The following is a 23,174-nucleotide window of genomic DNA, read 5'->3' as shown; positions in this document are numbered from 1 at the left end:
TCCTGGGCGCGCTCGCAAGCGCCCGCGCCATGCCTGCGACGCCCGAACCGTGCCCGCGCGAACGACGCGGGGCGGCATCGGGGCTCGGGCGCCGGGGTTCGCCCTTGGGCCTTGTCGCGGGGAGAAAATCACGGTTGATTGTGCTCGGCGTGCCTTGCGCGCGGGCCCCCGTCGGGGCTCGGGACCTGGCCGCGTACGGGGGGGAAGGGCGAAGGGCCCACGTCAGGAGGAGGATCGTCGTTTTATGCGCGTGCTCGAGAACTTCATCAACGGCGCCTGGGTTGCTTCTGCGGGCACCACGTTGCTCGACGTGAAGAACCCCGCGACCGGCGAGCTTCTCGCCAAGGTCCCGCTCTCGACCTCGGCGGACGTCGACGCCGCGGTGCAGGCGGCCAAGGCTGCGTTCCCCGCGTGGCGGGCCGTCCCGCCGGTGCAGCGCGCGCGTTACCTCTTCAAGCTGAAGAACCTCTTCGACCAGCACCGCGAGGAGATCGCGAACATCTGCACGAGCGAGCATGGCAAGACGTTCTCCGAGTCGTTCAACGATTTCGGCCGCGGCATCGAGAACGTCGAGCACGCGTGTGGCATCCCCGCGCTGCTCATGGGCGACCACCTCGAGAACGTCGCCACGGGCATCGACACGAAGGTCCTGCGCCAGCCGCTCGGCGTCTTCGCGGCGATCACGCCCTTCAACTTCCCGCCGATGGTGCCGCTCTGGTTCCTGCCGTACGCGATCGCCGCGGGCAACACCTTCGTGCTCAAGCCGAGCGAGCAGGTGCCGCTCTCGCAGAAGCGCATCTTCGAGCTCATCGGACAGGTCGGCCTGCCGAACGGCGTCGTGAACCTGGTGAACGGCGGCCGTGAGGTCGTCGAGGCGATCTGCGAGCACCCGGACGTGAAGGGCGTCTCGTTCGTCGGCTCGTCGAACGTCGCGAAGATCGTCTACCGGAAGTGCGGCGAGACCGGCAAGCGCGTGCAGGCGCTCGGCGGCGCGAAGAACTTCATCGTGATCATGCCCGACGCGGACATGGAGCGCGCGGTGCAGAACGCGGTCGAGAGCTGCTACGGGTGCGCGGGCCAGCGTTGCCTCGCGGGCAGCGTGATCGTCCCCGTCGGCGACGCGTACGAGCGCGTGCGCGACCTCTTCGTGGAGTACACGAAGAAGATCGTGCTCGGCGACGGCAAGAACCCGGGCACCACGCTCGGCCCCGTGGTCTCGCGGGCGCACAAGGACAAGGTCCTCTCGTACATCGAGAAGGGCCTGCAAGAGGGCGCGAAGCTCGTGCTCGACGGCCGGAACGCGACGGTCGACGGCCTTCCGGACGGCAACTGGATCGGGCCGACGATCTTCGAGGGCGTGCGCCCCGACATGGTGATCGGGCGCGAGGAGATCTTCGGGCCGGTCGCCTGCTTCATGCGGGCGAAGGACCTCGACGAGGCCATCCGGCTCGCGAATGCGAGCGAATACGGCAACGCGTCGAGCATCTACACGACGAATGGCAAGGCCGCGCGTGAGTTCGGCGCGCGCGTCGAGGCGGGCATGGTCGGCGTGAACATCGGCGTCGCGGCGCCCATGGCCTTCTTCCCGTTCGGCGGCCAGAAGGCGAGCCTCTACGGCGACACGAAGGCCCACGGCGCCGCCGGCGTCGATTTCTACACCGAGCGCAAGATCGTCATCGAGAGGTGGTTCTAATGGCCAGGAAAGTCATCGGCGGGCTCATCCAGTGCGGTAACGCGCTCAATGATCCGGGCGCCTCGGTGCTCCAGATCCGCGACGCGATGTTCGAGAAGCACCTGCCGTTCATCGAGGAGGCTGGCAAGAAGGGCGTGCAGATCCTCTGCTTGCAGGAGGTCTTCAACACGCCGTATTTCTGCCCCTCGCAGGACGCGAAATGGTGCGACACGGCCGAGGAGGTCCCCGGCCCGACGGTCGCGCGGCTCAGCGAGTACGCGAAGAAGTACCAGATGGCGATGGTCATCCCCGTCTACGAGCGCGTGCAGGCCGGCGTGTATTACAACACGGCCGCCGTCGTCGACGCGGACGGGACGTACCTCGGCAAGTACCGGAAGAACCACATCCCGCAGACGAACGGCTTCTGGGAGAAGTATTTCTTCAAGCCGGGCAACCTCGGGTATCCGACGTTCCAGACGCGGTACGCGAAGATCGGCGTCTACATCTGCTACGACCGCCATTTCCCCGAGGGCGCGCGCCTGCTCGGCCTGAACGGGGCCGAGATCGTCTTCAACCCCTCGGCGACCGTGGCGGGGTTGTCCCAGTACCTCTGGAAGCTCGAGCAGCCCGCGCACGCCGTGGCGAACGGGTATTACATCGCGGCGTCGAACCGCGTCGGCACCGAGCCTCCGTGGAACATCGGCAAGTTCTACGGGACGAGTTATTTCTGCGATCCTCGGGGCAACATGCTCGCCGTCGGCAGCGAGGACAAGGACGAGCTCGTCGTCGCGGAGATGGACCTCGACCTCATCGAGGAGGTGCGGCGCACCTGGCAGTTCTACCGCGACCGCAGGCCCGAGACGTACGAGGACATGGTCAAGCTCTTGCCCTGATCGAGGGGCGTTCGGGAGGACGAGATGGGCATCCTGATCAAGAACGGCGAGATCGTCACCGCGTCCGATAAGTTTGTCGGTGACGTATACTGCGATGGCGACAAGATCGTGGCGGTCGGGTCCGGGCTCGTGAAGCAGGGCGCGGACGACGTCGTCATCGACGCCTCGGGCCAGCTCGTCTTCCCGGGCGGCATCGACGCGCACGTGCACATGGAGCTGCCCTTCATGGGCACGGAGAGCTCCGACGATTTCGAAACGGGCACGGCGGCGGGCGTCGCCGGCGGCACCACGTCGATCATCGATTTCGTCATCCCGGCGCGCGGCCAGCATCTGCTCGACGGTCTCGCCATGTGGAAGGAGAAGGCGAAGAAGTCCGTCGCCGATTACGCCTTCCACATGGCGGTCACCTGGTGGGGCGACCGCACGAAATCCGAGATGGAGCAATGCGTTCGCGAGGAGGGCATCCCCTCCTTCAAGACGTTCATGGCCTATCGCGGCGCGATCGGCGTCGACGACGTCGAGCTCATCCAGGTCATGCAGACGGCGAAGGACCTCGGCGCGCTCGTCACGGTGCACGCCGAGCACGGCGACGTCGTCGTCGCTTTGCAGAAGAAGCTCGTGGCCGAGGGCAAGCTCGATCCGAAATACCATGCCCTCTCGCGCCCCGCGCCCGTCGAGGGCGAGGCGACGAACCGCGCGATCATGATGGCCCGTTTGATCGGCGAGCCGATCTACATCGTGCACCTCACGTGCCGCGAGGCGCTCGACGCCGTCATGGACGCGCGGAGGCGCGGCCAGGTCGTGCTGGCGGAGACCTGCCCGCAATACCTGCTCCTCGACGACTCGGTCTACGACAAGCCCGATTTCGAGGGCGCGGCGTACGTCATGAGCCCGCCGATCCGGCCGAAGGGGCACCAGGAGGCGCTCTGGGCCGGCATTGGCTCGGGGCTCATCCAGGTCGTCGCGACGGACCATTGCCCGTTCAACCAGGTCGGCCAGAAGGACATGGGCCGGGAGAATTTCACGAAGATCCCGAACGGCGCCGCGGGCATCGAGAACCGCCTCGGCCTGCTCTGGACTTACGGCGTCGAGGCGGGCCGCATCGACGTGAACCGGTTCGTCGATCTCTTCTCCACGCAGCCGGCGAAGATCTTCGGCCTCTATCCGCGCAAGGGCACCATCGTGCCGGGCGCCGACGCCGACCTCGTGATCTTCGATCCGAAGGGCAGCGGCGTGATCTCGGCGAAGACGCACCACCACCGTTGTGATCGCAACATCTTCGAGGGATTCGAGGTCAAGGGCAAGGTGACGCAGACCATCGTCCACGGCCGCGTCCAGTACAAGGACGGCAAGCTCGACGTCGTCCGCGGGGCGGGCCGTTATCTCCCGCGCAAGCTCGAATCGTTCCCGGTGCCCGTGAGGGAGGCTCGATGAAACACAATTCGCCGCACATCCCGGACGTCGAGGGGGATAGGCTCGAGGTCCTCTACGAGGACAAGAAGCCGCCCTACGACGACGCCGAGGCCATCGCCGAAGCGAACCGTTGCCTGTATTGCGTGGACGCGCCGTGCATCAAGGCTTGCCCGACCGCGATCGACATCCCCACGTTCATTCGCAAGATCGGCACGGGGAACGTGAAGGGCGCGGCGCGCACGATTCTCACGCAGAACCTGCTCGGCAAGTCCTGCGGGCAGGTTTGTCCGGTGGAGGTCCTCTGCGCAGGCGCCTGCGTGTACAACGACTGGAGTCGTGATCCGATCAAGATCGGGCGTCTGCAACGGTACGCGGTGGAGAAGGCGATCGCCGAGGATCCGCAGCTTTTTGCGCCGAAGCCCTCGACGGGCAAGCGGATCGCGCTCGTCGGCGCGGGCCCGGCGAGCATCGCGGCGGCCGGCTGGCTCGCGCTCGAGGGGCACGCGGCGGCCATTTACGAGAAGAAGTTCCTGCCGGGCGGGCTCAATACGCTGGGAATCGCGCCCTACAAGATGAAGGTCGAGGAGGCGCTCCAGGAGGTCACCTGGGTGCTCTCGCTCGGCAACGTGGAGCTCTACGAGGGCGTGGAGATCGTCGCCGTCTCGGGCTCGCCCGACGAGGTCTCGGCCTCGGCGCTGCTCGACCAGTACGACGCGGTCTTCCTCGGCCTCGGCCTCGGCCCGGATTCGCGGCTGAAGATCCCCGGCGAGGACGGCGGCGGCGTGGTTGGCGCGACGCACCTCATCGAGCGGCTCAAGGCCGACCCGACGCTCCGCTTCAAGGGCGTCGATCGGGTCGTCGTCGTCGGCGGCGGCAACACCGCCGTCGACATCGCGCACGAGCTCGCGCTGCTCGGCATCGACACGACGATGGTGTATCGCGGCGGCGACCACGAGATGTCTGCGTACGAGCACGAGCTCGCGAGCGGCAAGGTCGACGGCATGAAGGTCCTCTGCGAGCGCCAGCCGGTCGCGGTTTTACGGGACAATGTCGGCAAGGTCATCGGCGTCCGGGTGGTCCGGACCGAGGACAAGAAGCCCGTCCCTGGCGCCGAGGAGGATCTCAAGGCGGACATGGTGGTCGTCGCGGTGGGGCAGAGCCGCATGACCGAGGTCGCGCGCTCGTTCCCGGGCGTCGAGCTCGACATGCGCGGCCGGGTCATCGTCGATCCGAAGACGGGTCGCACCGGAAACCCCAAGGTCTGGAGCGCCGGTGATTGCGTCAACGGCGGCAAGGAGGTCGTGAACGCGGTCGCCGAGGCGAAGATCGCGGTCACGAGCATGCACGCGTTCCTCACGGGCGGAGCCTGAGACATGGCAGATCTATCCATCAATTTTGCGGGTATCAAGAGCCCGAACCCGTTCTGGCTCGCCTCGGCGCCGCCCACGAACACGGGCGACCAGGTCATGCGCGCCTTCGACGCCGGCTGGGGCGGCGCGGTGTGGAAGACGCTCGGCAATCCGATCGTCAACGTATCGAGCCGCTTCGGCGGCATCGATTACGGAAACACGCGGATGATGGGGCTCAACAACATCGAGCTCATCACCGATCGCCCGCTCGAGGTGAACCTGCGCGAGATTCGCGAGGTCAAGCGCCGGTATCCGAACCACGCGGTCATCACCTCGCTCATGGTCGAGACGAAGGAGGAGTGGAAGGAGATCATCCAGCGCGCCGAGGAGGCGGGCTCGGACGGCCACGAGCTCAATTTCGGCTGCCCGCACGGCATGTGCGAGCGCGGGATGGGCTCGGCCGTGAGCTCGGAGCCGAAGGTCCTGCGGGAGATCGCGCGCTGGGCCGTCGAATTCGCGACGAAGCCGGTCATCGTGAAGCTCAGCCCGAACGTGACGGACATCGTCGAGCCGGGCGAGGCGGTGCTCGAGAGCGGCGCGCACGGGATCAGCTTGATCAACACGATCAAGTCGATCATGGCCATCGACCTCGACCGGATGGTGCCCTTGCCGCGCGTCGGCGACGCCTCGACGAACGGCGGGTATTGCGGCCCGGCGGTGAAGCCCGTCGCGCTGCACATGGTCGGCGAGTTGACGCGGCACCCGGCCATCGCGAAGCTCCCGATCTCGGGGATCGGCGGCATCTCGAACTGGCGCGACGCGGCCGAGTTCATCGCGCTCGGCTGCACGAGCGTGCAGGTCTGCACGGCGGTCATGCATTACGGCTACCGCATCGTCGAGGACATGATCGAGGGCCTGAACGATTTCCTCGATTCGAAGGGGATGAAATCGATCCTCGACCTCCGGGGCCGGGCGGCGCCGCAATACAAGAACTGGGGCGAGCTCGACCTCGGGTATCGCGTCGTGGCGGACATCTCGGTCGATAAATGTATCGGCTGCCAGCTCTGCTACACGGCCTGCATGGACGGCGCGCATCAATGCATCCACCTCCCCGGCCGCACCGAGGAGGAGGCGCGCAAGGCGGGGCACACCCACATCCCGAAGCTCATCCCCGACCGCGCGGTCGTGGCGAAGGGCGGAGCGGCTGTTCACGGTGGGGGTGCCCCCCACGCCCCCGGCTCACGCGTGCCGTTCGTCGACGAGGAGGAGTGCATCGGCTGCAATCTCTGTCAGCTCGTTTGCCCCGTCTCCGGCTGCATCACGATGAAGGAAGTGCCCTCGGGCAAACCGCACGAGAGCTGGAACGATCGCGTCAATCGCGGCGCCGATTACGTGCCGGGCGGGCTTCACGTCACGGAGATGGAGCGAGCCAAGCGGAGCACCTGAATGTCGCTCACGAACGAGGACCTCGCGCCGACGGCGTCGGACAAGCGCACCTGGGGTCTCTGGCATTTCGCGGCGTTGTGGGTCGGGATGGCCGTCTGCATTCCGACGTACCAGATGGCGTCGAGCCTCATCGACCAGGGGATGAGCTGGTCGGAGGCGCTCGGCTGCATCGCGCTCGGCAACGTGATCGTCCTCGTGCCGATGGTGCTGAACGCGCACGCGGGCACGAAGTACGGCATTCCGTTCCCCGTGTTCGCGCGCGCCTCGTTCGGCGTGCTCGGCGCGAATGTGCCGGCCGTGCTCCGCGCGCTCGTCGCGTGCGGGTGGTTCGGCATCCAGACGTGGTTCGGCGGGCTCGCGCTCTGGCAGCTCCTCTCGATCCTGGCCCCGTCGGTCGGCGAAATGCTGAGCTCGGCGGCGTGGAAGTCCTCGTTTGTCGCGGCGCACCCGGGGGAGCTCCTCGGGTTCGTCGTCTTCTGGCTCATCAACCTCTTCTTCATCCTGCGCGGGACCGAGTCGATCAAGTTCCTGGAGACGTGGGCGGCGCCGTTCCTCATTGGATTGGGCCTGCTCCTGCTCGGCTGGGCGTACGTCCGCGCCGGGGGGTTCGGCCCGATCCTCTCGCAACCTTCGAAGCTCGAGGGCGCCGCCTTCTGGGCGAAGTTCGCGCCGGGGCTCACGGCGATGGTCGGGTTCTGGGCGACGCTCTCGCTCAACATCCCCGATTTCACGCGGTATGCGCGTAGCCAGCGGGAGCAGGCGATCGGCCAGGCGATCGGCCTGCCGCCGACGATGATCCTCTTCTCGTTCATCGGCGTGGCTGTGACGTCGGCGACGAAGATCATCTTCGGCGAGACGATCTGGGATCCGGTCGCGCTGCTCGCCAGGGTCGGCGGCGCGCTCGTCCTCCTCTTCGCGATGCTGGGTTTGTCCGTCGCGACGCTCTCGACGAACCTCGCGGCGAACGTCGTCTCGCCGGCGAACGATTTCTCGAACCTCGCGCCCGCGAAGATCTCCTACAAGATGGGCGGCGTGATCACGGCCGTCGTCGGCGCGCTCATCATGCCCTGGAAGCTCCTGGCGACGTCGGGTGATTACATCTTCACCTGGCTCGTCGGGTATTCTGCGCTGCTCGGCCCGATCGGCGGCATCATGATCGCCGATTACTTCCTGATCCGCAGGACGAACCTCGACGTCGACGACCTTTATCGCCGCGGCGGCGCCTACGAGTATCAGGGCGGCTTCAATGGGCCTGCGATGGTCGCGCTCCTCCTCGGCGTGCTCCCCAATTTGCCCGGCTTCCTCGCCGCGGCCGTGCCGTCGATGGCGGACGTCGTGCCCGGCTTCCTGAAGACGGTCTACACGTATGCGTGGTTCGTCGGCTTCCTCGTCTCCGGCGGCCTCCATGTGCTGTTTCACCACCTGTTCGGGGCGCGCACAAAAAGATTGAGATCCTTGGGCGCCTCGGGATAATCGTAGCCGGGGTCGCGTTCATCCCCCGACGGAGGCGTCGATGCGGTTCGGTCTTTTGTCTGCCCTCATGGCCCTTGCCCTCGCGGGCCTGGGCGTCGCGAGCTGTACCCAGGATTTTGATCAGTTCGAGCCGAGGGGGGGCAGCGGTGGAAATGGCGGCTCGGCCGCGTGTCCGACCGGCGAGAAGAGCTGCAATGGCGTCTGCGTCTCCGCCGATGATCCGGCCTTCGGGTGCGGCGATAGCTGCGCCCCGTGCAGCGTCGCCAATGCGACGACCGCGTGCGTGAGCGGCGCCTGCGCAGTGGGCACCTGCAATCCGGGTTTCTCCGATTGCGACGGGATGGGGGCGACCGGATGCGAGGTGAACACCGCCGCCGATACGCAGAACTGCGGCGCGTGTGGCACGGCCTGCACCACGTTCGAGACGTGCAATGACGGCAGCTGCGAGGCGAACCCCTGCGGGCCCGGCACGGCCGATTGCAACATGAACAACGCCGACGGCTGCGAGACGATGCTCGGCACGCTGCTCGACTGCAATTTCTGCGGCGACGTCTGCGATTTGGCGAACGCGTCCGAGGCGTGCACGATGGGCATGTGCGCGCTCTCCGCGTGTGACGCCGGGTTCGACGACTGCGACATGATGGACGCCACGGGCTGCGAGGTGAACGTGCAGACCGACCTGCAGAACTGCGGCTCGTGCGGGAACGTTTGTCCGGGCGGCGCGCTCGCGACCTGCACGAACGGGATGTGCGGGCTCGACTGCGCGGCGGGCACGGGCGATTGCAACAACGACCCCACGGACGGCTGCGAGACGGACACGTCGACGAGCGTCGACCATTGCGGCGCCTGCGGCCGCGCTTGCTCCGGGGCGAACGTCGCCTCGAAGAGCTGCGCGGGCGGCGTCTGCGACTCGACGTGTGATATCGGTCATGCCAACTGCACGCGGCCCGCGATGGGCGCGGACAACGGCTGCGAGCTCGACGTCGAGGACAACGACACCAACTGCGGCGGCTGCGGCAACGATTGCAGCGGCGGGCTCGATTGTGATCGTGGTCCGGACGCGCAGAAGGTGTGCGGGTGCACCTCCAACCAGGAGTGCGGCGGGGGCGGCAGCACCTCGTGCAACGCTGGTACGGGGCTCTGCTCGTGTGGCGGGACGGTCTGCGCCGCGGGCGAGCTCTGCGGGATGGGCGCATGCCGGTGCAATGGCGGCGCGGCGTGCCCCGCCGGGAACCTCTGCTGCCAGAACCCGGCTGGCTGCGTCGATCCGGCGACCGACGTCAACAATTGCGGCGCGTGCGGCCGCGCGTGCCCGACTGGCTTCACCTGCGCGGGCGCGGTCTGCCGCTGCGACGGCGACGACGATTGTAACGCCGGCTCGGCGGGCACGTGCGAGGGTAATGGCCAGTGCACCTGCGGCGGCACGCAATGCGGCGCCGGCGAGCGTTGCTTGCCGAACGGGATGTGCGGCTGATCAGGGCTCCCGGCGGCGCCGCCGGGCGAGCAGGGCCGTGCCCGCGAAGACCAGCGCGAGCAGGGCCCCGGCGCTCGCCTCGTGGCGCGTCGGGGCCGCCGCGCACCCGCTCTCTTCCTTCGGGACGGGGTTGACCTGCGGCGGCGGCGGCGGCTCCTCCTCTTCCGGCGGCTGATCCTCGGGCCGCATCGAATACGCCGCGTCGAGCTTCGGGCAGGCCGAGGGCGGCGGCGGACCGGCGGGGGCCGCGCAATCGCCGCTCGGCGCGTCGGGGCTGCACGTGGTGAAAGAAAAGACGAGGTCCTCGGTCGGGGAGGCGCCGGAGAGCGTCTTGATCGATTTGTGCAGGGTCGCCGTGTATTTCGTGGACGGCTGCCAGGGCGCGCCGGCCGTGATTCGCAGGACGTTCGCCCACGTGTCCCCGCGATAGACGCTCACGGTCGTCGGGACCACGTTCCCCGCATCGTCACGTACGGCCACGACCGCGTCGTCGATCGTCGCCCGGTCCATTCCCTCGCCGAAGAACAGGACGATTTTCCCATCGGGTCGCGTGTTGTCGAGCGTGGCGAGCGGATAGGCGTCGTCCGGATAGGCCCCGATGACCACGCCGTCGGCCGAGGTGCCGCCGTCGAGGCGCCGTAGAATCTCGCGGTAATACCCCGCGGTCACGCGGGCCCCGAAGGGATAACCGCCGGGCGTCCGCGGGTCGCGCAGGCTCTCGCGGGCCCAGGGGAACTTTTCTCCGTAATCGTCGGCGCCGAGGTAGAGGAATTTGGCGACGACAGCCTGGCCCGACCAGGCCGTCGACATGGCCTTCTCGATGGCCTCGGGGGCGACGGGGTGGTTGATCTTCTGCTCGAAGAGCTCGCTCTGCGTCTTCGCGTCGACGGCGATCTCGGGCAGGTAATACCGCGGGTGGTCGTGGACGAGGAAGATGTCCATGGCCATGTCGAACGTATCCATGTCCCCCGGGTCGACCTGATCTGCGCGCTCGTAGAGCAGCGAATCGAATGTCGAATCGGTGATCCCGTGGGCCGCGAGCCCCATCAGGAACGCGACGTGGGCCGCGGCCGCCGGGTCCTCGAAGGGTTTGTCGTAGCGCTCGCGGATGAGCTCGACGTACCCTTGCACGTATTGCTCCCAGTGCGGGATTTCGCCCTGATCGTAGTCGTCCGCGGTGTAGCCGGAGTCGGGGAAGAAGGCGCCGTTCGAGAGGTCGTTCAGGTGGGCGTCGAAGAGAGCGCGGAGCCGCGGATCCGTGACCTGCTCGGCGGCGCACTGGGCCATGTAGATATGGCCTTGCATGCCGGTGGCCGAGGCGGCGCCGGTCGCGCCGAGCGTGGCGAGGACAAAAGCGAGGGCGGCGAAGGGTCTCTTTTTCGAGGAGAAGCGTCGGGCGTGCATGATCACCTCCGGGGAGGGATCCTACACGCCTTCCGTCAATTCGGCACGGCGCCGCACTCGACGCCCGTGTAGAGGGCGTCGTTGTTCTTCTCGTGGCACTCGAGCGTCTGCGTCTGCGGGTCGACGCGCACGTAGATGTCGAGCTTCTTGCCCCCGAGATCGGCCTCGCAGCTCACGATCGTGCACTCCGAGACGCCGAGCACGGTCGGGATTTGCGCCGTGCAGAGCGCGGGCCCCATGGCCGAGCCGTCATAGAAGGTGACCTCGGTGCCGCTGACCATGGGCAACGTGCCGCGGTTGCATACCCGGGCTTCGATCGTGGCGACAGTCCCGACGCATTTGACCGCGCCGACGTCCCCGCCCGCCGTGAGATCCGGCTGCCCGAGCGCCTCGAGGTCGCCCTGCACGTTCTGGCGGAAATTGTTGAGCTTCGCGTCCTTCCAGTTGACCGCCACGCTCGAGGTCTTCGGGATCTCGCCGTGGTCGCCGACGTGCGTGACCGCATAAGCGTGCTGATTCCACACGGGCCGCGACGCCGCCCAGCGCTCCTGCTCGTCGCGCAGGATCAAAATGCCGTGGTTGTTTTGCGACGCCGCGCTCGGGTAGAGCGGATCCGTGGCCGGGCAATTGAGGTTCGCGTAGTCGTTCACCGCCGTTACGATCTCGGTGTGATAGTCGCCGTCCACGTCGACGATCACGGGGTTCTCGTAGGTCGTCCCCGACGTGCGCGCGACGCTGTAGATGACGCTGCCCGTGGAGCCGTCGTAGACCCGGAGGAAACACTCGTCGGCGTAGACGGCCTCGGCCTTGCCGTCGTAATCGAAATCGAAGACGCTCGACCCGGTGACGTTCGAGCTCGCGTCCTTCGAGGGCTGGCTCCAGAGGATGCCATTGTTCGGCGCCTGTCCCCCACATTTCGCGGGGTCGCCGCCCGCGAGGCAGTCGAAATCGAAGACCACGTACTGCGATCCGCCCGCGCTCGCGAACTCGCGCCGCCCATCCCCGTCGAAATCGGCGATCGTCGGAGGGCCACCCGTTCCGCCGCCCGGGATCACGACCGGCCCGAAGACGACGGTGCCGGCGAGCGTCTGCACCCGGACGCTGCCGGCCGAGACGACCACGATCTCGGCGCGATCCTGCCCGCCGAACGCGTCGAGCGGGAAGCTGCCGAGCTCGGCGACCGCCACCTGGCCCGCGGCGAGGTTGCCCGGCGCGAAATAGGCTTCCGCGACCCAGCCGCCGGCGCTCCACTCGTGAATGCCATCGCCGAGCACGAGCTCCATCTTCCCGTCCTCGTCGACGTCGGCGATGACGGGGACGACGCCCTTGCTGTACGCCGGGAATCCGAGGGCGTCCGAGGCGAGACATCCGTCGGCGCGGTAGACGGCGGCGCCATAGATGATCTCGGGCTTGCCGTCGTCGTCGAGGTCGTGAATCGAAGGCCCGCTCCATTTGTCGCTGCCGCCCGTCGTGTCGAACGTGGACGGCGGGCCGGAGCCGCCGGGGCAGGTGCCGGAGCGCCAGAGCTGGGAGAAGGTATTCGTCGCCGGATCGAACTTGAAGGCGAGGACGCCGCCGCCGTGGCGCGCCGCGACGATCTCGGGTTTGCCGTCGCCGTCGAGGTCGCCGGCGGCCGCCGACGCGGGCGACATGGTCGCGTCCGCCGCGGCGTCGAAGCTCCATTGCTGCGAGCAATCCTTCCCGCTGATCACCCGGAGGACGCCGGGGTTCGAATAACTGCCCGCCGTGGGGAACGAGGTGAAGACGACGGAGGGCGAGAGCGTGTTCGGATCGCTGTCGAAATCGAAATCGACGACGATCGGCGTCGCCATCACCTGGAAGCTATTCGGGTGCGCGTCGCCCGCGGGCGGCCCGGTCCAGCGGCATTGCTCCGAGGGGACGATCGCGCCGATCTCGACCGGGCTCGTGCAGCTCGGATCGTTGCTCTGCGCGCCGGGGATGCCGTACGGGATGCATTGCCCGTCCTGGCAGTAGCTATCGAACAAGCAATCGTCGTTCGTCGCGCAGGGCGCCTGCTCGCGGGCGCACGTGGTCCCGAGCGCGCAGGTCTCGCCCGCGGGGCAACACGTGTCGCCGCATATCTGGGCCGTGGGGCAGCCGGCGTCCGTGAAGACGTCGCCGCCCGAGCCCGCGTCCCCGCCCATCCCGCCGGTATTGCCGCCCGCGCCCCCGGCGCCGCCCGTATTTCCCCCGCCCGAGGGCGTGCTGCCGCCGCCGCCGCACGCGAACCCAAGGCCGCTCGCGAGCAAGCCGAGCGCCCCGAGCGCCGCGAAGCGCACGTTTCCGCGAATGTTCATGATGGATGCCTCGCTTTCGACCGGCGATCGTAGGCCGCCGACGAGCGCGAGGTCAACGCCGGATCAGACCGCGCTCCCCTCGGCCACGACCCTCGCGATCGCCTCGCAGAGCGGCCGGATCTCCGCCGCGCGTAGCTTGTAGGCCGCGCGGTTCGCGATGAGCATCGTGCTCACCTCGGCCACGGTCTCCCTCACCTCGAGGTCATTCTCTTCGAGGGTCTTTCCCGTCTCGACCACGTCGACGATCAGGTCCGACAAACCCACGAGCGGCCCGAGCTCGACCGAGCCCGAGACGGGGATCACCTCGGCCTGGATCCCCCTTGTCGCGAAAAACTCGGCCGTGACGCGCGGGTATTTCGTCGCCACGCGCGGCACGTCCGGCGCGCGCTTGCCCCGCGGCCCCGCCACGGCGAGGCGGCAGCGGCCGATGCCGAGGTCGAGCGGCGTGTAGAGGTCCGCCTTCTTTTCGAGCAACGTGTCGCGCCCCGCGATGCCGAGGTCGACCGCGCCGTACTCCACGTATGTCGGCACGTCGTCCGGCTTCAGGAACACGTACCGGAGGCGGCCCGCCGCGTCGTCGCGCACGAGCCTTCGGTCGTCGGCGACGAGCGGGCCCACGTCGAGCCCCGCGCGGGAAAACAGGGGCGCGAGCGCCTTGAGGATGCGGCCTTTCGGGACGGCGATCGAGAGCGGCCGCCCGTTCACCCCGGCTGCCCCTTGATCCGCGCCGTGTCCGCGCCGAGCGTCGCGAGCTTGCGTTCCATGTACTCGTAACCTCGATCGAGGTGGTAGACGCGCAAGACCTCGGTCTCGCCTTCCGTTGCGAGCAGCCCCGCGATCACCAGCGACGCGCTCGCGCGCAGGTCCGTGGCCATCACCTTCGCGCCCGAGATCGGGCGGCCGCCGTGCACGTGCGCCGTGTGCCCGTCCGTGTCGATCTCCGCGCCCATGCGCCGGAGCTCGGGCACGTGCATGAACCGGTTCTCGAAGATCGTCTCCACGATCCGCGACGTCCCGCGCGCCAGGCACATGAGCACCATGAACTGCGCCTGCATGTCCGTGGGGAAACCCGGGTGCGGCGCCGTGACCACGTCCAGCGCGCGCAGCGGTTTGTCCGGGTCGCGGCGGACGCGCACGCAGTCGCCCTCGCGCCCGACCTCCACGCCCGCCGCGCGTAGCTTCGCCACGACCGCTTCGAGGTCCTCGAGCGGCGCGTTCTCGAGCAACACGTCGCCGCCCGCGGCGGCGGCCGCGACCATGTACGTCCCCGTCTCGATGCGGTCCGAGATGATGGCGTGGTCGAACGGGTCGAGCTCGTCGCGCCCCTCGATGTGGATCACGTCCGTGCCTGCGCCGTCGACGCGCGCGCCCATCTTGTTGAGCACGCGGCCGAGCTCCTCGACCTCCGGCTCGCGGGCGCAGTTGACCAGCGTGGTCCGGCCCTTCGCGAGCGCCGCGGCCATCATGATGTTCTCGGTGCCCGTCACGGTGGGCATGTCGAAGACGACCTCGGCGCCCTTGAGCCGCGTGCACTCGGCGTGGATGTAGCCGTTCGAGAGCCGGATCGTCGCGCCGAGCGCCTCGAGGCCCTTCAGGTGCTGGTCGACCGGGCGTGAGCCGATCTGGCATCCGCCGGGCAGGCTCACCTTGGCGCGGCCGTACCGCGCGACGAGCGGCCCGAGCACGAGCACGCTGGCGCGCATCTGCTTGACGAGCTCGTAGGGGGCCTCGGGGTTCGCCTCGGGGCCGCCGGCGACGCGCACGAGGGGCGGGTCGACCATCACGTTGCGCCCGAGCACGCGGAGCAGCTCGCCCGTGGTCTCGATGTCCCTGAGGGCCGGCACGTTCCGCAGGATGCTCTCGCCGTCCGAGAGCAGCGTCGCGCACAGGATCGGCAGCGCCGCGTTCTTCGCGCCGCTCATGCGGATCTTGCCATGAAGCTGCTTTCCACCGCGAATCCGGATGACGTCCATGGCCCCGACTCATCTCATGATTCGCGCGGAAAGGCGAACGTTTGGCGAGCGGCTCGGGGTAGGATCGGGTCCGGGAGCGCACACATGGAACCCGAGGAACCCACAGCGGCGCAGCCAGGCTCACCGGAAGAAGCCCCCCTCGCGACGGCGCCCCCGGAGACGCCCTCCACGCACAGCCGCCTCGCGGACGCCGGCCTCGCGACGTTGCTCGTGGCGGGTTACGTCTCGCCGCTGCTCGCGCTCCTCATCGGGTTCGTCTCGTCGGGCAGCACCGGCTTGGCGCTCTCCCTCGCGCTCGTTGGCCTCGTGGGGGCGGTCTGGGTCGTCGTCTGGCTCTACCGGAACATTCGAAGGCGCGGGCGCGGGCCGGCCCTGGGCTGGGTGGAGGTGCTCGTCTTGGTCATCCTCCCCGCGTGGGGACTCGCCTACAACCACATGGCGAAGGAGAGCTGCCAGGTCCTCGAGTGCGAGCAGAACAGCGCCCTCTTCCGGCCGCTCGCCGAGCCCGAGGTCTTTGGCCTGCTCGCGTTTCACGCCGTCACCGCGCTCGCCTACGTGGCCTCGCGCCGCAGGCCACAGGCCTTGCAGCCGGCCCTCGCCGAGCTCTCCGTGCACGCGAGTTTGCTCTCCGGGATGGTCATCCATGCGCTGCTCGCCGTGCATTTTGGCAAGTGGGTGCTCGCGGGCGTCGCCTTTCCGCCGGCCTTCTTGCCGTGTTTGTCCCCGGTCCTCACGCTGATCCTCTACGGCGCCGAGCTCCGCCATCGGCTCCGCCTGCGAGGCGCGGACGCGCGTTCGGTCGCGCAGGCCCAGCCGCTCGCCGTCTACCGCGAAGTCCCGGCGCAATCGTTTCTGCCCCAAAGAATCCACCGCCCGACGCTCCTCCGCGCCCTCGCCGTGTCCCCGGCCCTCCTCGGCCTGCACGCCGTCCTCCAGGCGGTTTGGCTGGGCCAGTCGTCCGGCGCGCTCCAGGTCTTCACGCGGACGTGCGACTACACGCTCTCGCGCCTGCCCGTCGAGGTGATCCCGGGCAGTTGCCATTACCTCTGCACGGTGGCCGCGCGGGGCCATTCCTGGCTCGTGCGCCCGCTGCGGATGGGCCGGCGCGGCGGCGTCCCCATCGTGGTCAACCGCCAGCTCGCCGTGGCGAACGCCTTCGAGGACCTGCTCCACGAGCGCTGGCCCCGCTTCGGCCGTTTGGCGCGGCGAACCTACGACCTCCTCGCGCGCCCCATCTGCAACCACCTGCGCCCCGCGTGGGTGTCGGACATCGTCTACCTCGTGATGAAGCCGGCCGAGTGGGCGTTTTACCTGGCGCTCGTCCTCCTCGATCCCCGCTCGCCGGAGGCCCGGATCGACCGAATGTACCGCTAGATCCGTTTGGGGCGAAGAACGCCGCGGACCAACACCGCCCCCTTTTCCTCGAGGTTTCACCTGGGCTAACCTACGCCCGCGTCATGCCTTTCTTCTCTTCGCGACTTCTGCTCGGCCTCGGCCTCGGCGCGCTGCTCCTTGCGCGTCCTGCCGCGGCGATCGAGCCTGATCCCGTGCCCTCGCTCGATCTGCGCGGGTACCGTCCTTCCACCGATCCGCGCGCCGGCCTCTTCCTCGAGCCCGTCTCCGTGCCGGCGCACGGCGACTGGAACCTCGCCGTGTACGGCTCGTACGCCCATCGCCCCATCACCCTGCGCGACCCCGCGACGACCGAGCACTACTTCGACGTCATCAGCCAGCAGTTCACCGGCGACCTCGTCGTCGGCATCGGCGCGCTCGGTCGCCTCTCCTTTGGCGCGAACCTGCCATTCGCCGTTTACCAGACCGGCGACACGCCCGACTTCGACTCCATCGCCACCCTCGGAGAGACCAACATCCCCGAGCAGGCCCTCGGCGACCTCGCCTTCACCGGCAAGCTCGTCCTCGTCGCGCCCACGGCCGGCGACCTCGGCGGCTTCGCGCTCGGGTTGCACGAGCGGTTCACCGTCCCCACCGGGCATCGGGGCTCCTTCCTCGGGGAAGGCGCCGTCACCAGCACCACCCGCCTGCTCGCCGAGTACCGCCTCCTCGTCCTCGGCTTTCACCTCGCCGCGGGCGTCAAGCTGCGCGCCGAGACCGAACGTTTCGCCTGCGCCCACATCCCCCTCACCGATCCGTACGGCTGCCGCCAGCGCGTCGGCCACGAGCTCCCCTTCTCCTTCGGCCTCTCCTTCCGGCCGCAGGCCCTCGGCATCGACGACGCGGGGCGCTTCACCGTGTTCGTCGAGACGAACGGCCACCTGCCCCTCTACCCCAAGGTGCCGTTCCAGGACCGCACGCTCTCTGCCTTCGAGGTGGGGCTCGGGGCGCGGGCCCAGCTCGGGGATTTTTCCCTCCTGGCCGGCGTCTCCTTTGGTGCTTTCGGCGGCGTCGGCACCGGGCCTCTACGCGTCATGCTCGGCATCGGCTGGGCCCCGCGCGTGGCCGACGTCGACCAGGATGGTGTGCCGGACGAGGCCGATCAGTGCCGCGAGCTCGCCGAGGACAAGGACGGGTTCGAGGACCACGACGGTTGCCCCGACGGCGACAACGACGACGACGGTGTGCCGGACAACGAAGACAAGTGCCCCAAGGAACAAGAAGACGAGGACGGCACGGACGACGACGACGGCTGCCCCGAGCCCGCGTGATGTGAGTGGACTCCGGACGGAAGATTCCTGTAACGAAGGAATCCGCTCGGATGGATGACGCGAGGTGGTCGGGAGACGACCACTTCGCGTAGGATGATGCTGGGCTGCCCTGCCATGGCGCAACATCGGTTTCAGTTCACGACGACGCCGCCCGATCGGATCACGATCGAGATCGGCGGTGCGCTCGGGGACCTGATCGCAGAGGAGCTCACGGCGAAGGCCGTGGAGGTGCTCGCGAACCAGGCGGCCACGAGGCTCGTGTTGCTCGACATCCGCGAGCTCACGGATTTCACGGTGATGGCGCGCGTGGGGCTCGGGACGTGCCAGAAGCTCTTGCGGCGACGGCAGATCCGTACGGCGTGGCTCGTCTCGACGCCGCGGCAACACGGGCTCGCGACGCTGGTCGCGCACAACGCCGCCGACGACGGCGCCGGCGTTTTTCAGACGATGCAGCAGGTCGAGGCGTGGTTCGCGTCGAAGGAGGGGCGCCTCGAGGGCATCATCAGGCGGGCGAAGAGGCTCACGTGACGGGCGAGCGCGCGCGGATCATCCATCGATACCGCGCGGCGCGCGACGCGCGATCCCGGAGGCGCGCGCCGCGCGTGGCGGAGGCCTCTGCCGCAGGCTAGGACGGCACGATCGGCAGCCGGACGGCCTTCTTCTGGCGCTCCTGCCTGGCGAGATCGTGCTCCTTGATGGTGAGGGGGTTGTCGAACTCGGGCAGGGGCAGGTCCTTGTTCTTCGCGTACACCGGGTGCCGGCCGTATTTCTTGTACCATTCGGCGACCGTGGCGTTCGCCTTGATCTTCTCGAGCACGTTGCGCCAGCCGACGCCTGTGTTGTACGCGCAGAAGCTGATCTCGCCCATCTGCGTGCCGTAGGGGATGATGCACATCTCCGTCCGGCGGAAATCGTAGTTGAAGAGGTCCTGGAACCACATGCCGGCGACGAAGAGCACGCGCCACTCGTACTGCTTCGCGTCGCTCTCGCCCGCGTGCGCGGCGCCCGTCTGGCTCATGAACTGCTTGAGGAGCGTCTTCACGTCGAAGCCGGGCGGCGCCTTCTCGGGCTTGTAATGGCGGAGGATGCTCGTGAGCACCTGGGCCTTCGTCCATTTCGAGCCCCGACCCGCGTCGAAGATCGCCCGGAAATCCCGCAGGATCCCCTCCATGTCGAGGAACTCGAGCAAGGGGACCATCTGCTTCGTCTTCTTGTTGACGAAGAGCACCGTGCCGATGCCGCAATTCGGGTGACAGCCGCAGTTGAGCTGGCCAAAATCCTTGTCCGGGCCGTCGAGCAGGTCGACCACGTCGCCGAACGGCGAGAGCGCCGAGAGCGGGAACCAATCGCGCAAGGGCTCGGTGACGCCGGTCTGTCGCGCCACGTCGTGCGCGAGGTGGCTCAAGGTGTAGCGCTGCTTCTCGCGCAGCTCGTCGGAGATGTCCTCGTCGCGCCCGGTGAAGCTCACGGGCTGGAACGAGACGACCGTGACCTTGTCGGCGTTTTCGATGGCGAATTGGATGATCGGGCCGATCATGTCGTTGTTGACGCCATTGACCACGGTCACGACCAGGATGACGTCGATCCCCGCCGCCGAGAGCTCCTCGATGGCCCGGAGCTTGACGTCGTAGAGGTTTCCGATCTTGCGGTGGCTGTTCGCCTCGTTCGTGACGCCGTCGAACTGGAGGTAGGCCATCCGCAGGCCCGCCTCCTTGCATTGCTTCGCAAACCCGGGCTCCTGCGCGAAGCGGAGGCCGTTCGTCGCGCATTGCACGGCGAAATAACCCTTCTTGCGGGCGTAGCGGATCGCGTCGAGGAAATGCGGGCTGAGCGTGGGCTCGCCGCCGGAGAACTGGATCGACATCTGCCGCCTCGGCCGCACCTCGGCCGCGTCGTCGAGGATCTGCTGGACCTCCTCCCAGGAGAGCTCGTGCACGTAGCCGACCTGATTCGCGTCCATGAAGCACGGATCGCACATCATGTTGCAGCGATTCGTGAGGTCGACCGTGAGCACGGCGCCGCGGCCGTACTTGATGCTGCTCGACCCGTGCTGGTGGATGCGGTCGGGCGTCATGGCCACGTCGCGGCCCTGGAAGAGGCTCTCGATCCGCTCGAGGAACCTCGGGTCGATCGAGATCACGTCGCTTACGGGCCCGTGCTTCGGGCACTGCTTCTCCATCCGGATCTGGCCGTCTCGCTCGACGATGCGCGCCTTGATCTCGCCCGGCTTGTCGGTGATGAGCTTCGTGAAGTCCGCGTCGCCGCGCAGGATCTCCGCCCGCGCCTCCTTCACGCAGGTCGGGCACAAGCTGTCCGTCGTCCGAGGCCAGCCGAGCGGCGGCTTCGTCCGCTCCTTGCCGCGCGGGATGGGCTTGTCGCTCCATCGAGGCTGAAACGGCGAAGGCTCGGGGCCGAGCGTGTTCAGCCTCTGCATCACCGGCCAGACGCGGTTCGCGGAGGCCGTGACGAATTTCTCCAGGTGGCGCACGGACAACATCGCTGCTGTTTCCTCCCTCGGCCCCCCGACGGGTGACGTAACGTAGTTGCGGGTCGCCAGAACGACCAGCATTTTCGTTCCGTTCTGAGGGTTCGGAAAAGGCATCGCGCAACTCGGGCGTGACAACCCCAGCCCACCTGGTCGATAGTGCCGCTCCGATGCGCCGTTCGCTCGCCCTCTTCGCAACGCTGGCGTTCGCAGCGTCCTGCCTGACCTCCGCCGAGGCCGGGGCACAAGGGATCGCCGTGGGCCGGGCGCGGCCCGTCACCGTCGACGACGACGGCGAGAGTTATGGCCCGCCCCGAGGCACGTTGCGCGGCACGTTCGGCGTGCCCGTCGCCGAGCGGCTGCTCGAGTCGGGGTCGGCGGAGGGGCGGCTGCGCGGCGTGCAGCGCCTCGGCGCGATCGGGACGCCGGAGGCGATCGACGCGCTGACGAGCGCGTTCGAGCAGTCGTCGATCCTGACGCGTGACGGGCGCACGCGGCTCGAAGGGGTGCGGATCCTGGCCAAGCACGCGGATCGTGAGGCCGTGCGGCCGCTGCTCGTCCGTGAGCTCACGGAAGGCGGGCCGGAGGCGCGCGCGGCCTCCCACGGAGGGCTCGCGCGTGGGGCCGCGGCGCTCGCGCTCGCGAGGAGCCACGACAAGAAGGCCCTCTCGGCGCTGCTCGGCGCGGTGCTGCAAGGCGGGCCCGGCAGAGAGGCCGCGCAGGCGGCGCTCGTGGTCCACCCGCCGGCGTCGGTCGCGCCGCTGCTCGAGGGGCGTCGCCGGATCGAGCCGGCCCTCTGCGTGTTGCTCGGGGAGCTCGGCGACGTGCGCGCGATCCCGCGCCTGCGGCAAGCGCTGAACGACGTGGACCCGGCCCACCGCGCGGCGGCGGCGCTCGCGCTCGCGCGGCTCGGGGACGGGAGCGCCGGGGAGGCCGCGCGCACGTGGGTGAAGTCGGACGACGTGAAGCAGAAGCGCGCGGGCGCCGAGGTGCTCGCGCGGCTCGGCGCCGTGGGCGCGGCCGAGGCGATCGGGGCGCTGCTCGCGGCGGGCCCGACGCGCCTCGACGGCGTGCGCCTCGCGCTCGTCGCGCCCTCGCCGGCCCTCGTGAAGCCCCTCGTCGCGGCGCTCGAGGCGCTCGACCTCGACGATCGAGAGCAGGTGATCGCGGCGATCGGGCGCGCAGGCGGGCCGGAGGCGGCGACGGCGCTGCTCGCCGCGCTCGGCAAGCCCGAGCATGCGACGGCGGCGGCGTTCGCCCTGGCGCGGATGCCGGGCAAGGAGGCGCGCGCGGCGCTCGAGCGGGCGCTCGGGAGCACGTCGGCGAAGAAGGGAGCGCCTCGCCGGTTGATCACGCGCGCGGCGCTCGTGCGCGCGCTCGTGCTCGGGGAGGAGCCGCGTGGCCTCGGGGACGTGCTCGCGGCGATGGCGAACGAGAAGGAGCCGGCCGACCGCGCGGTGAGCGTCTTTGGTCGGGTCGCGACGGGCCGCACGAGCGTGCGGGACGCGCTCGACGCTGCTTGCCCGGACAAGAAGCCGTGTGACGTGGCGCTCGTCGCCGCGGCGGCTCGCGCCTCGCTCGCGCGCGCCGCGTCCGGCGAGGGCGACGGACCGGCGGAGCTCGCGCGTGTGTTCGGCGCGAGGGCCTCGAAGGGCGACGCGCCCTCGGCGATCGAGATCGCGGCGGGCGTCGCGCTGCTCGCCGATCCGAGCGGCGCGGGCCTCTCGGCGTCGCTGCTCGCGCGCTGGGCCGAGGGCGAGAGCCCGCTCGCGCCTCTGGCTGCGCGTGCGCTCCCGAGCCGCGACGACGAGGCGATCCGCGGCCGTATCAAGCGCCTGCTCGCGGGCACCGACCCGGTCATCCGCGCGCACACGGCGCTTGGCCTCGCGCTCGATCCGGAGCCCGACGCGACCTCGCTGCTCGCGAGCGCCTACCGCTTCGAGGAGGATCCGACCGTGCGGCGCGCCGTCGTGCGAGCGCTCTCCGTGCGTCGCGAGAAGGTACGTGTGGCGACGCTCGAGCTCGCGCGGGACCTCGACCCCGACGACCAGGTCCGGGCCCTCGCGCGTGCGGCGTTGACGAAGACCGGCCGCGCGCTTTTGCCGGCGACGAGCGTGCCGGGCGGCCCGGTCGCGTGGGTGTCGCTCGTGGCGAACGCGCCGTCGGCGCTCGTTTCGATCCAGGGGCGGGCGGCGCGGCTCGTCCGTTCGGACGGCGTGGTGGTGCCGGTGGTGGCGGATCCTGACGGCGTGCTGCTCGTCCCGGGGCTGCCGGACGGGCCTGCCGCGCTCACGCTTGCGCCCGAGGCCGTCCCGGGGGACGCTCTGGCGCCATGAGCGAAGAGACGGCGATGAACAAGCCAACTGCGGCGACGCAAGCGGGCGCGCTCTCGTTCGAGGAGTCGACGCGTAGGCTCTCGGCCATCGTGGAGGAGCTCGAGGGTGGCGAGCTGCCGCTCGAGAAGTCCCTCGCGCTCTTCGAGGAGGGTGTGCGCCTCGCGCGTGCGGCGAAGGAGCGGCTCGACCGTGCCGAGCGTCGGGTGGAGGAGCTTCTCGGCGTCGACGCGCAGGGCAAGCCCATCGTGCGCGAGTTCGAGAGCTAGGAGGGGCGG

General features: G+C 69.0%; 17 protein-coding genes. 12 read left to right on the top strand and 5 right to left on the bottom strand.

Going from position 1 to position 23,174, the window contains the following annotated elements:
- The first annotated feature begins 244 nt into the window (after nt 1–244).
- Genes GF068_RS12860 through GF068_RS12830 form a run of 7 tightly spaced genes read left to right on the top strand, consistent with a single transcriptional unit; the run spans nt 245 to nt 9,720 of the window.
- Entirely contained in the window at nt 245–1,693 is a 1,449-nt protein-coding gene (locus tag GF068_RS12860) for a CoA-acylating methylmalonate-semialdehyde dehydrogenase (protein WP_153819641.1), read from the top strand.
- Entirely contained in the window at nt 1,693–2,565 is an 873-nt protein-coding gene (locus GF068_RS12855) for a nitrilase-related carbon-nitrogen hydrolase (RefSeq protein WP_153819640.1), read from the top strand. The genes GF068_RS12860 and GF068_RS12855 overlap by 1 nt, the downstream gene beginning before the upstream one ends.
- Nucleotides 2,566–2,589: 24 nt before the next feature.
- Nucleotides 2,590–3,999 (top strand): dihydropyrimidinase, encoded by a 1,410-nt coding sequence (hydA, locus tag GF068_RS12850; RefSeq protein ID WP_153819639.1) that lies wholly within the window; start codon nt 2,590–2,592, stop codon nt 3,997–3,999.
- Complete coding sequence (locus tag GF068_RS12845; RefSeq protein WP_153819638.1) at nt 3,996–5,348, top strand: FAD-dependent oxidoreductase; 1,353 nt, start codon at nt 3,996–3,998, stop codon at nt 5,346–5,348. Before hydA ends, GF068_RS12845 begins: the two co-directional genes overlap by 4 nt.
- A gap of 3 nt (nt 5,349–5,351) precedes the next feature.
- Nucleotides 5,352–6,773: an NAD-dependent dihydropyrimidine dehydrogenase subunit PreA gene (preA, locus tag GF068_RS12840; protein WP_153819637.1), complete on the top strand. Its 1,422-nt coding sequence runs from the start codon at nt 5,352–5,354 to the stop codon at nt 6,771–6,773.
- Nucleotides 6,774–8,246, top strand: a complete 1,473-nt coding sequence (locus GF068_RS12835) for an NCS1 family nucleobase:cation symporter-1 (RefSeq protein WP_153819636.1) — start codon at nt 6,774–6,776, stop codon at nt 8,244–8,246. It begins immediately after the preceding gene.
- A gap of 40 nt (nt 8,247–8,286) precedes the next feature.
- Entirely contained in the window at nt 8,287–9,720 is a 1,434-nt protein-coding gene (locus GF068_RS12830) for a hypothetical protein (RefSeq protein ID WP_170319451.1), read from the top strand.
- On the opposite strand, the gene GF068_RS12825 is transcribed toward GF068_RS12830, so the two are convergent.
- From GF068_RS12825 to murA, 4 genes are all read right to left on the bottom strand, one after another.
- A complete protein-coding gene (locus GF068_RS12825; RefSeq protein WP_153819634.1) occupies nt 9,721–11,124 on the bottom strand; it encodes an Ig-like domain-containing protein in 1,404 nt (467 codons plus the stop codon).
- A 35-nt stretch (nt 11,125–11,159) separates the two neighbouring features.
- The gene (locus GF068_RS12820) at nt 11,160–13,442 is read right to left on the bottom strand and encodes an FG-GAP repeat domain-containing protein (protein ID WP_153819633.1); all 2,283 of its coding nucleotides are present in this window, start codon (nt 13,440–13,442) and stop codon (nt 11,160–11,162) included.
- Between the two features lie 63 nt (nt 13,443–13,505).
- Nucleotides 13,506–14,147 (bottom strand): ATP phosphoribosyltransferase, encoded by a 642-nt coding sequence (hisG, locus tag GF068_RS12815; RefSeq protein ID WP_338046353.1) that lies wholly within the window; start codon nt 14,145–14,147, stop codon nt 13,506–13,508.
- On the bottom strand, nt 14,144–15,415 hold the full coding sequence (murA, locus tag GF068_RS12810; protein WP_153819632.1) for a UDP-N-acetylglucosamine 1-carboxyvinyltransferase: 1,272 nt from the start codon (nt 15,413–15,415) through the stop codon (nt 14,144–14,146). Before murA ends, hisG begins: the two co-directional genes overlap by 4 nt.
- An 84-nt stretch (nt 15,416–15,499) precedes the next feature.
- Here murA and GF068_RS12805 point away from each other — a divergent pair, with 84 nt between their 5' ends.
- The 3 genes from GF068_RS12805 to GF068_RS12795 all read left to right on the top strand — a co-directional run bounded on the left by GF068_RS12805 (nt 15,500) and on the right by GF068_RS12795 (nt 18,606).
- Nucleotides 15,500–16,789 (top strand): DUF6688 domain-containing protein, encoded by a 1,290-nt coding sequence (locus GF068_RS12805; protein WP_153819631.1) that lies wholly within the window; start codon nt 15,500–15,502, stop codon nt 16,787–16,789.
- 83 nt (nt 16,790–16,872) lie between these two features.
- Nucleotides 16,873–18,078, top strand: coding sequence for a hypothetical protein (locus tag GF068_RS12800; protein WP_153819630.1), 1,206 nt, complete (start codon nt 16,873–16,875; stop codon nt 18,076–18,078).
- A 114-nt stretch (nt 18,079–18,192) separates the two neighbouring features.
- The gene (locus GF068_RS12795; protein WP_153819629.1) at nt 18,193–18,606 is read left to right on the top strand and encodes a hypothetical protein; all 414 of its coding nucleotides are present in this window, start codon (nt 18,193–18,195) and stop codon (nt 18,604–18,606) included.
- A 97-nt stretch (nt 18,607–18,703) separates the two neighbouring features.
- Here the strand turns inward: GF068_RS12795 and GF068_RS12790 are convergent, their stop codons facing one another.
- Nucleotides 18,704–20,575 carry a radical SAM protein gene (locus GF068_RS12790; protein WP_153819628.1) on the bottom strand — a complete coding sequence of 624 codons (1,872 nt, stop codon included), beginning with the start codon at nt 20,573–20,575 and terminating at the stop codon, nt 18,704–18,706.
- A gap of 158 nt (nt 20,576–20,733) precedes the next feature.
- Here GF068_RS12790 and GF068_RS12785 point away from each other — a divergent pair, with 158 nt between their 5' ends.
- Together GF068_RS12785 and xseB are read left to right on the top strand one after the other, a co-directional pair.
- Complete coding sequence (locus GF068_RS12785; protein ID WP_153819627.1) at nt 20,734–22,899, top strand: HEAT repeat domain-containing protein; 2,166 nt, start codon at nt 20,734–20,736, stop codon at nt 22,897–22,899.
- Entirely contained in the window at nt 22,896–23,165 is a 270-nt protein-coding gene (xseB, locus tag GF068_RS12780) for an exodeoxyribonuclease VII small subunit (RefSeq protein ID WP_240806838.1), read from the top strand. The genes GF068_RS12785 and xseB overlap by 4 nt, the downstream gene beginning before the upstream one ends.
- Nucleotides 23,166–23,174: the final 9 nt, after the last annotated feature.

Source organism: Polyangium spumosum, assembly GCF_009649845.1.
In the GTDB taxonomy this organism is placed as follows: domain Bacteria; phylum Myxococcota_A; class Polyangia; order Polyangiales; family Polyangiaceae; genus Polyangium; species Polyangium spumosum.
Note: the sequence above shows the minus strand (reverse complement) of the source record. Positions and strands in the feature narration are given on the sequence as shown.

Excerpts from the sequence above, each read along its gene's own strand:
- GF068_RS12860 (WP_153819641.1), top strand. The coding sequence starts at position 245 with ATGCGCGTGCTCGAGAACTTCATCAACGGCGCCTGGGTTGCTTCTGCG.
- GF068_RS12855 (WP_153819640.1), top strand. The coding sequence starts at position 1,693 with ATGGCCAGGAAAGTCATCGGCGGGCTCATCCAGTGCGGTAACGCGCTC.
- hydA (WP_153819639.1), top strand. The coding sequence starts at position 2,590 with ATGGGCATCCTGATCAAGAACGGCGAGATCGTCACCGCGTCCGATAAG.
- GF068_RS12845 (WP_153819638.1), top strand. The coding sequence starts at position 3,996 with ATGAAACACAATTCGCCGCACATCCCGGACGTCGAGGGGGATAGGCTC.
- preA (WP_153819637.1), top strand. The coding sequence starts at position 5,352 with ATGGCAGATCTATCCATCAATTTTGCGGGTATCAAGAGCCCGAACCCG.
- GF068_RS12835 (WP_153819636.1), top strand. The coding sequence starts at position 6,774 with ATGTCGCTCACGAACGAGGACCTCGCGCCGACGGCGTCGGACAAGCGC.
- GF068_RS12830 (WP_170319451.1), top strand. The coding sequence starts at position 8,287 with ATGCGGTTCGGTCTTTTGTCTGCCCTCATGGCCCTTGCCCTCGCGGGC.
- GF068_RS12825 (WP_153819634.1), bottom strand. The coding sequence starts at position 11,124 with ATGCACGCCCGACGCTTCTCCTCGAAAAAGAGACCCTTCGCCGCCCTC.
- GF068_RS12820 (WP_153819633.1), bottom strand. The coding sequence starts at position 13,442 with ATGAACATTCGCGGAAACGTGCGCTTCGCGGCGCTCGGGGCGCTCGGC.
- murA (WP_153819632.1), bottom strand. The coding sequence starts at position 15,415 with ATGGACGTCATCCGGATTCGCGGTGGAAAGCAGCTTCATGGCAAGATC.
- GF068_RS12805 (WP_153819631.1), top strand. The coding sequence starts at position 15,500 with ATGGAACCCGAGGAACCCACAGCGGCGCAGCCAGGCTCACCGGAAGAA.
- GF068_RS12800 (WP_153819630.1), top strand. The coding sequence starts at position 16,873 with ATGCCTTTCTTCTCTTCGCGACTTCTGCTCGGCCTCGGCCTCGGCGCG.
- GF068_RS12795 (WP_153819629.1), top strand. The coding sequence starts at position 18,193 with ATGGCGCAACATCGGTTTCAGTTCACGACGACGCCGCCCGATCGGATC.
- GF068_RS12790 (WP_153819628.1), bottom strand. The coding sequence starts at position 20,575 with ATGTTGTCCGTGCGCCACCTGGAGAAATTCGTCACGGCCTCCGCGAAC.
- GF068_RS12785 (WP_153819627.1), top strand. The coding sequence starts at position 20,734 with ATGCGCCGTTCGCTCGCCCTCTTCGCAACGCTGGCGTTCGCAGCGTCC.
- xseB (WP_240806838.1), top strand. The coding sequence starts at position 22,896 with ATGAGCGAAGAGACGGCGATGAACAAGCCAACTGCGGCGACGCAAGCG.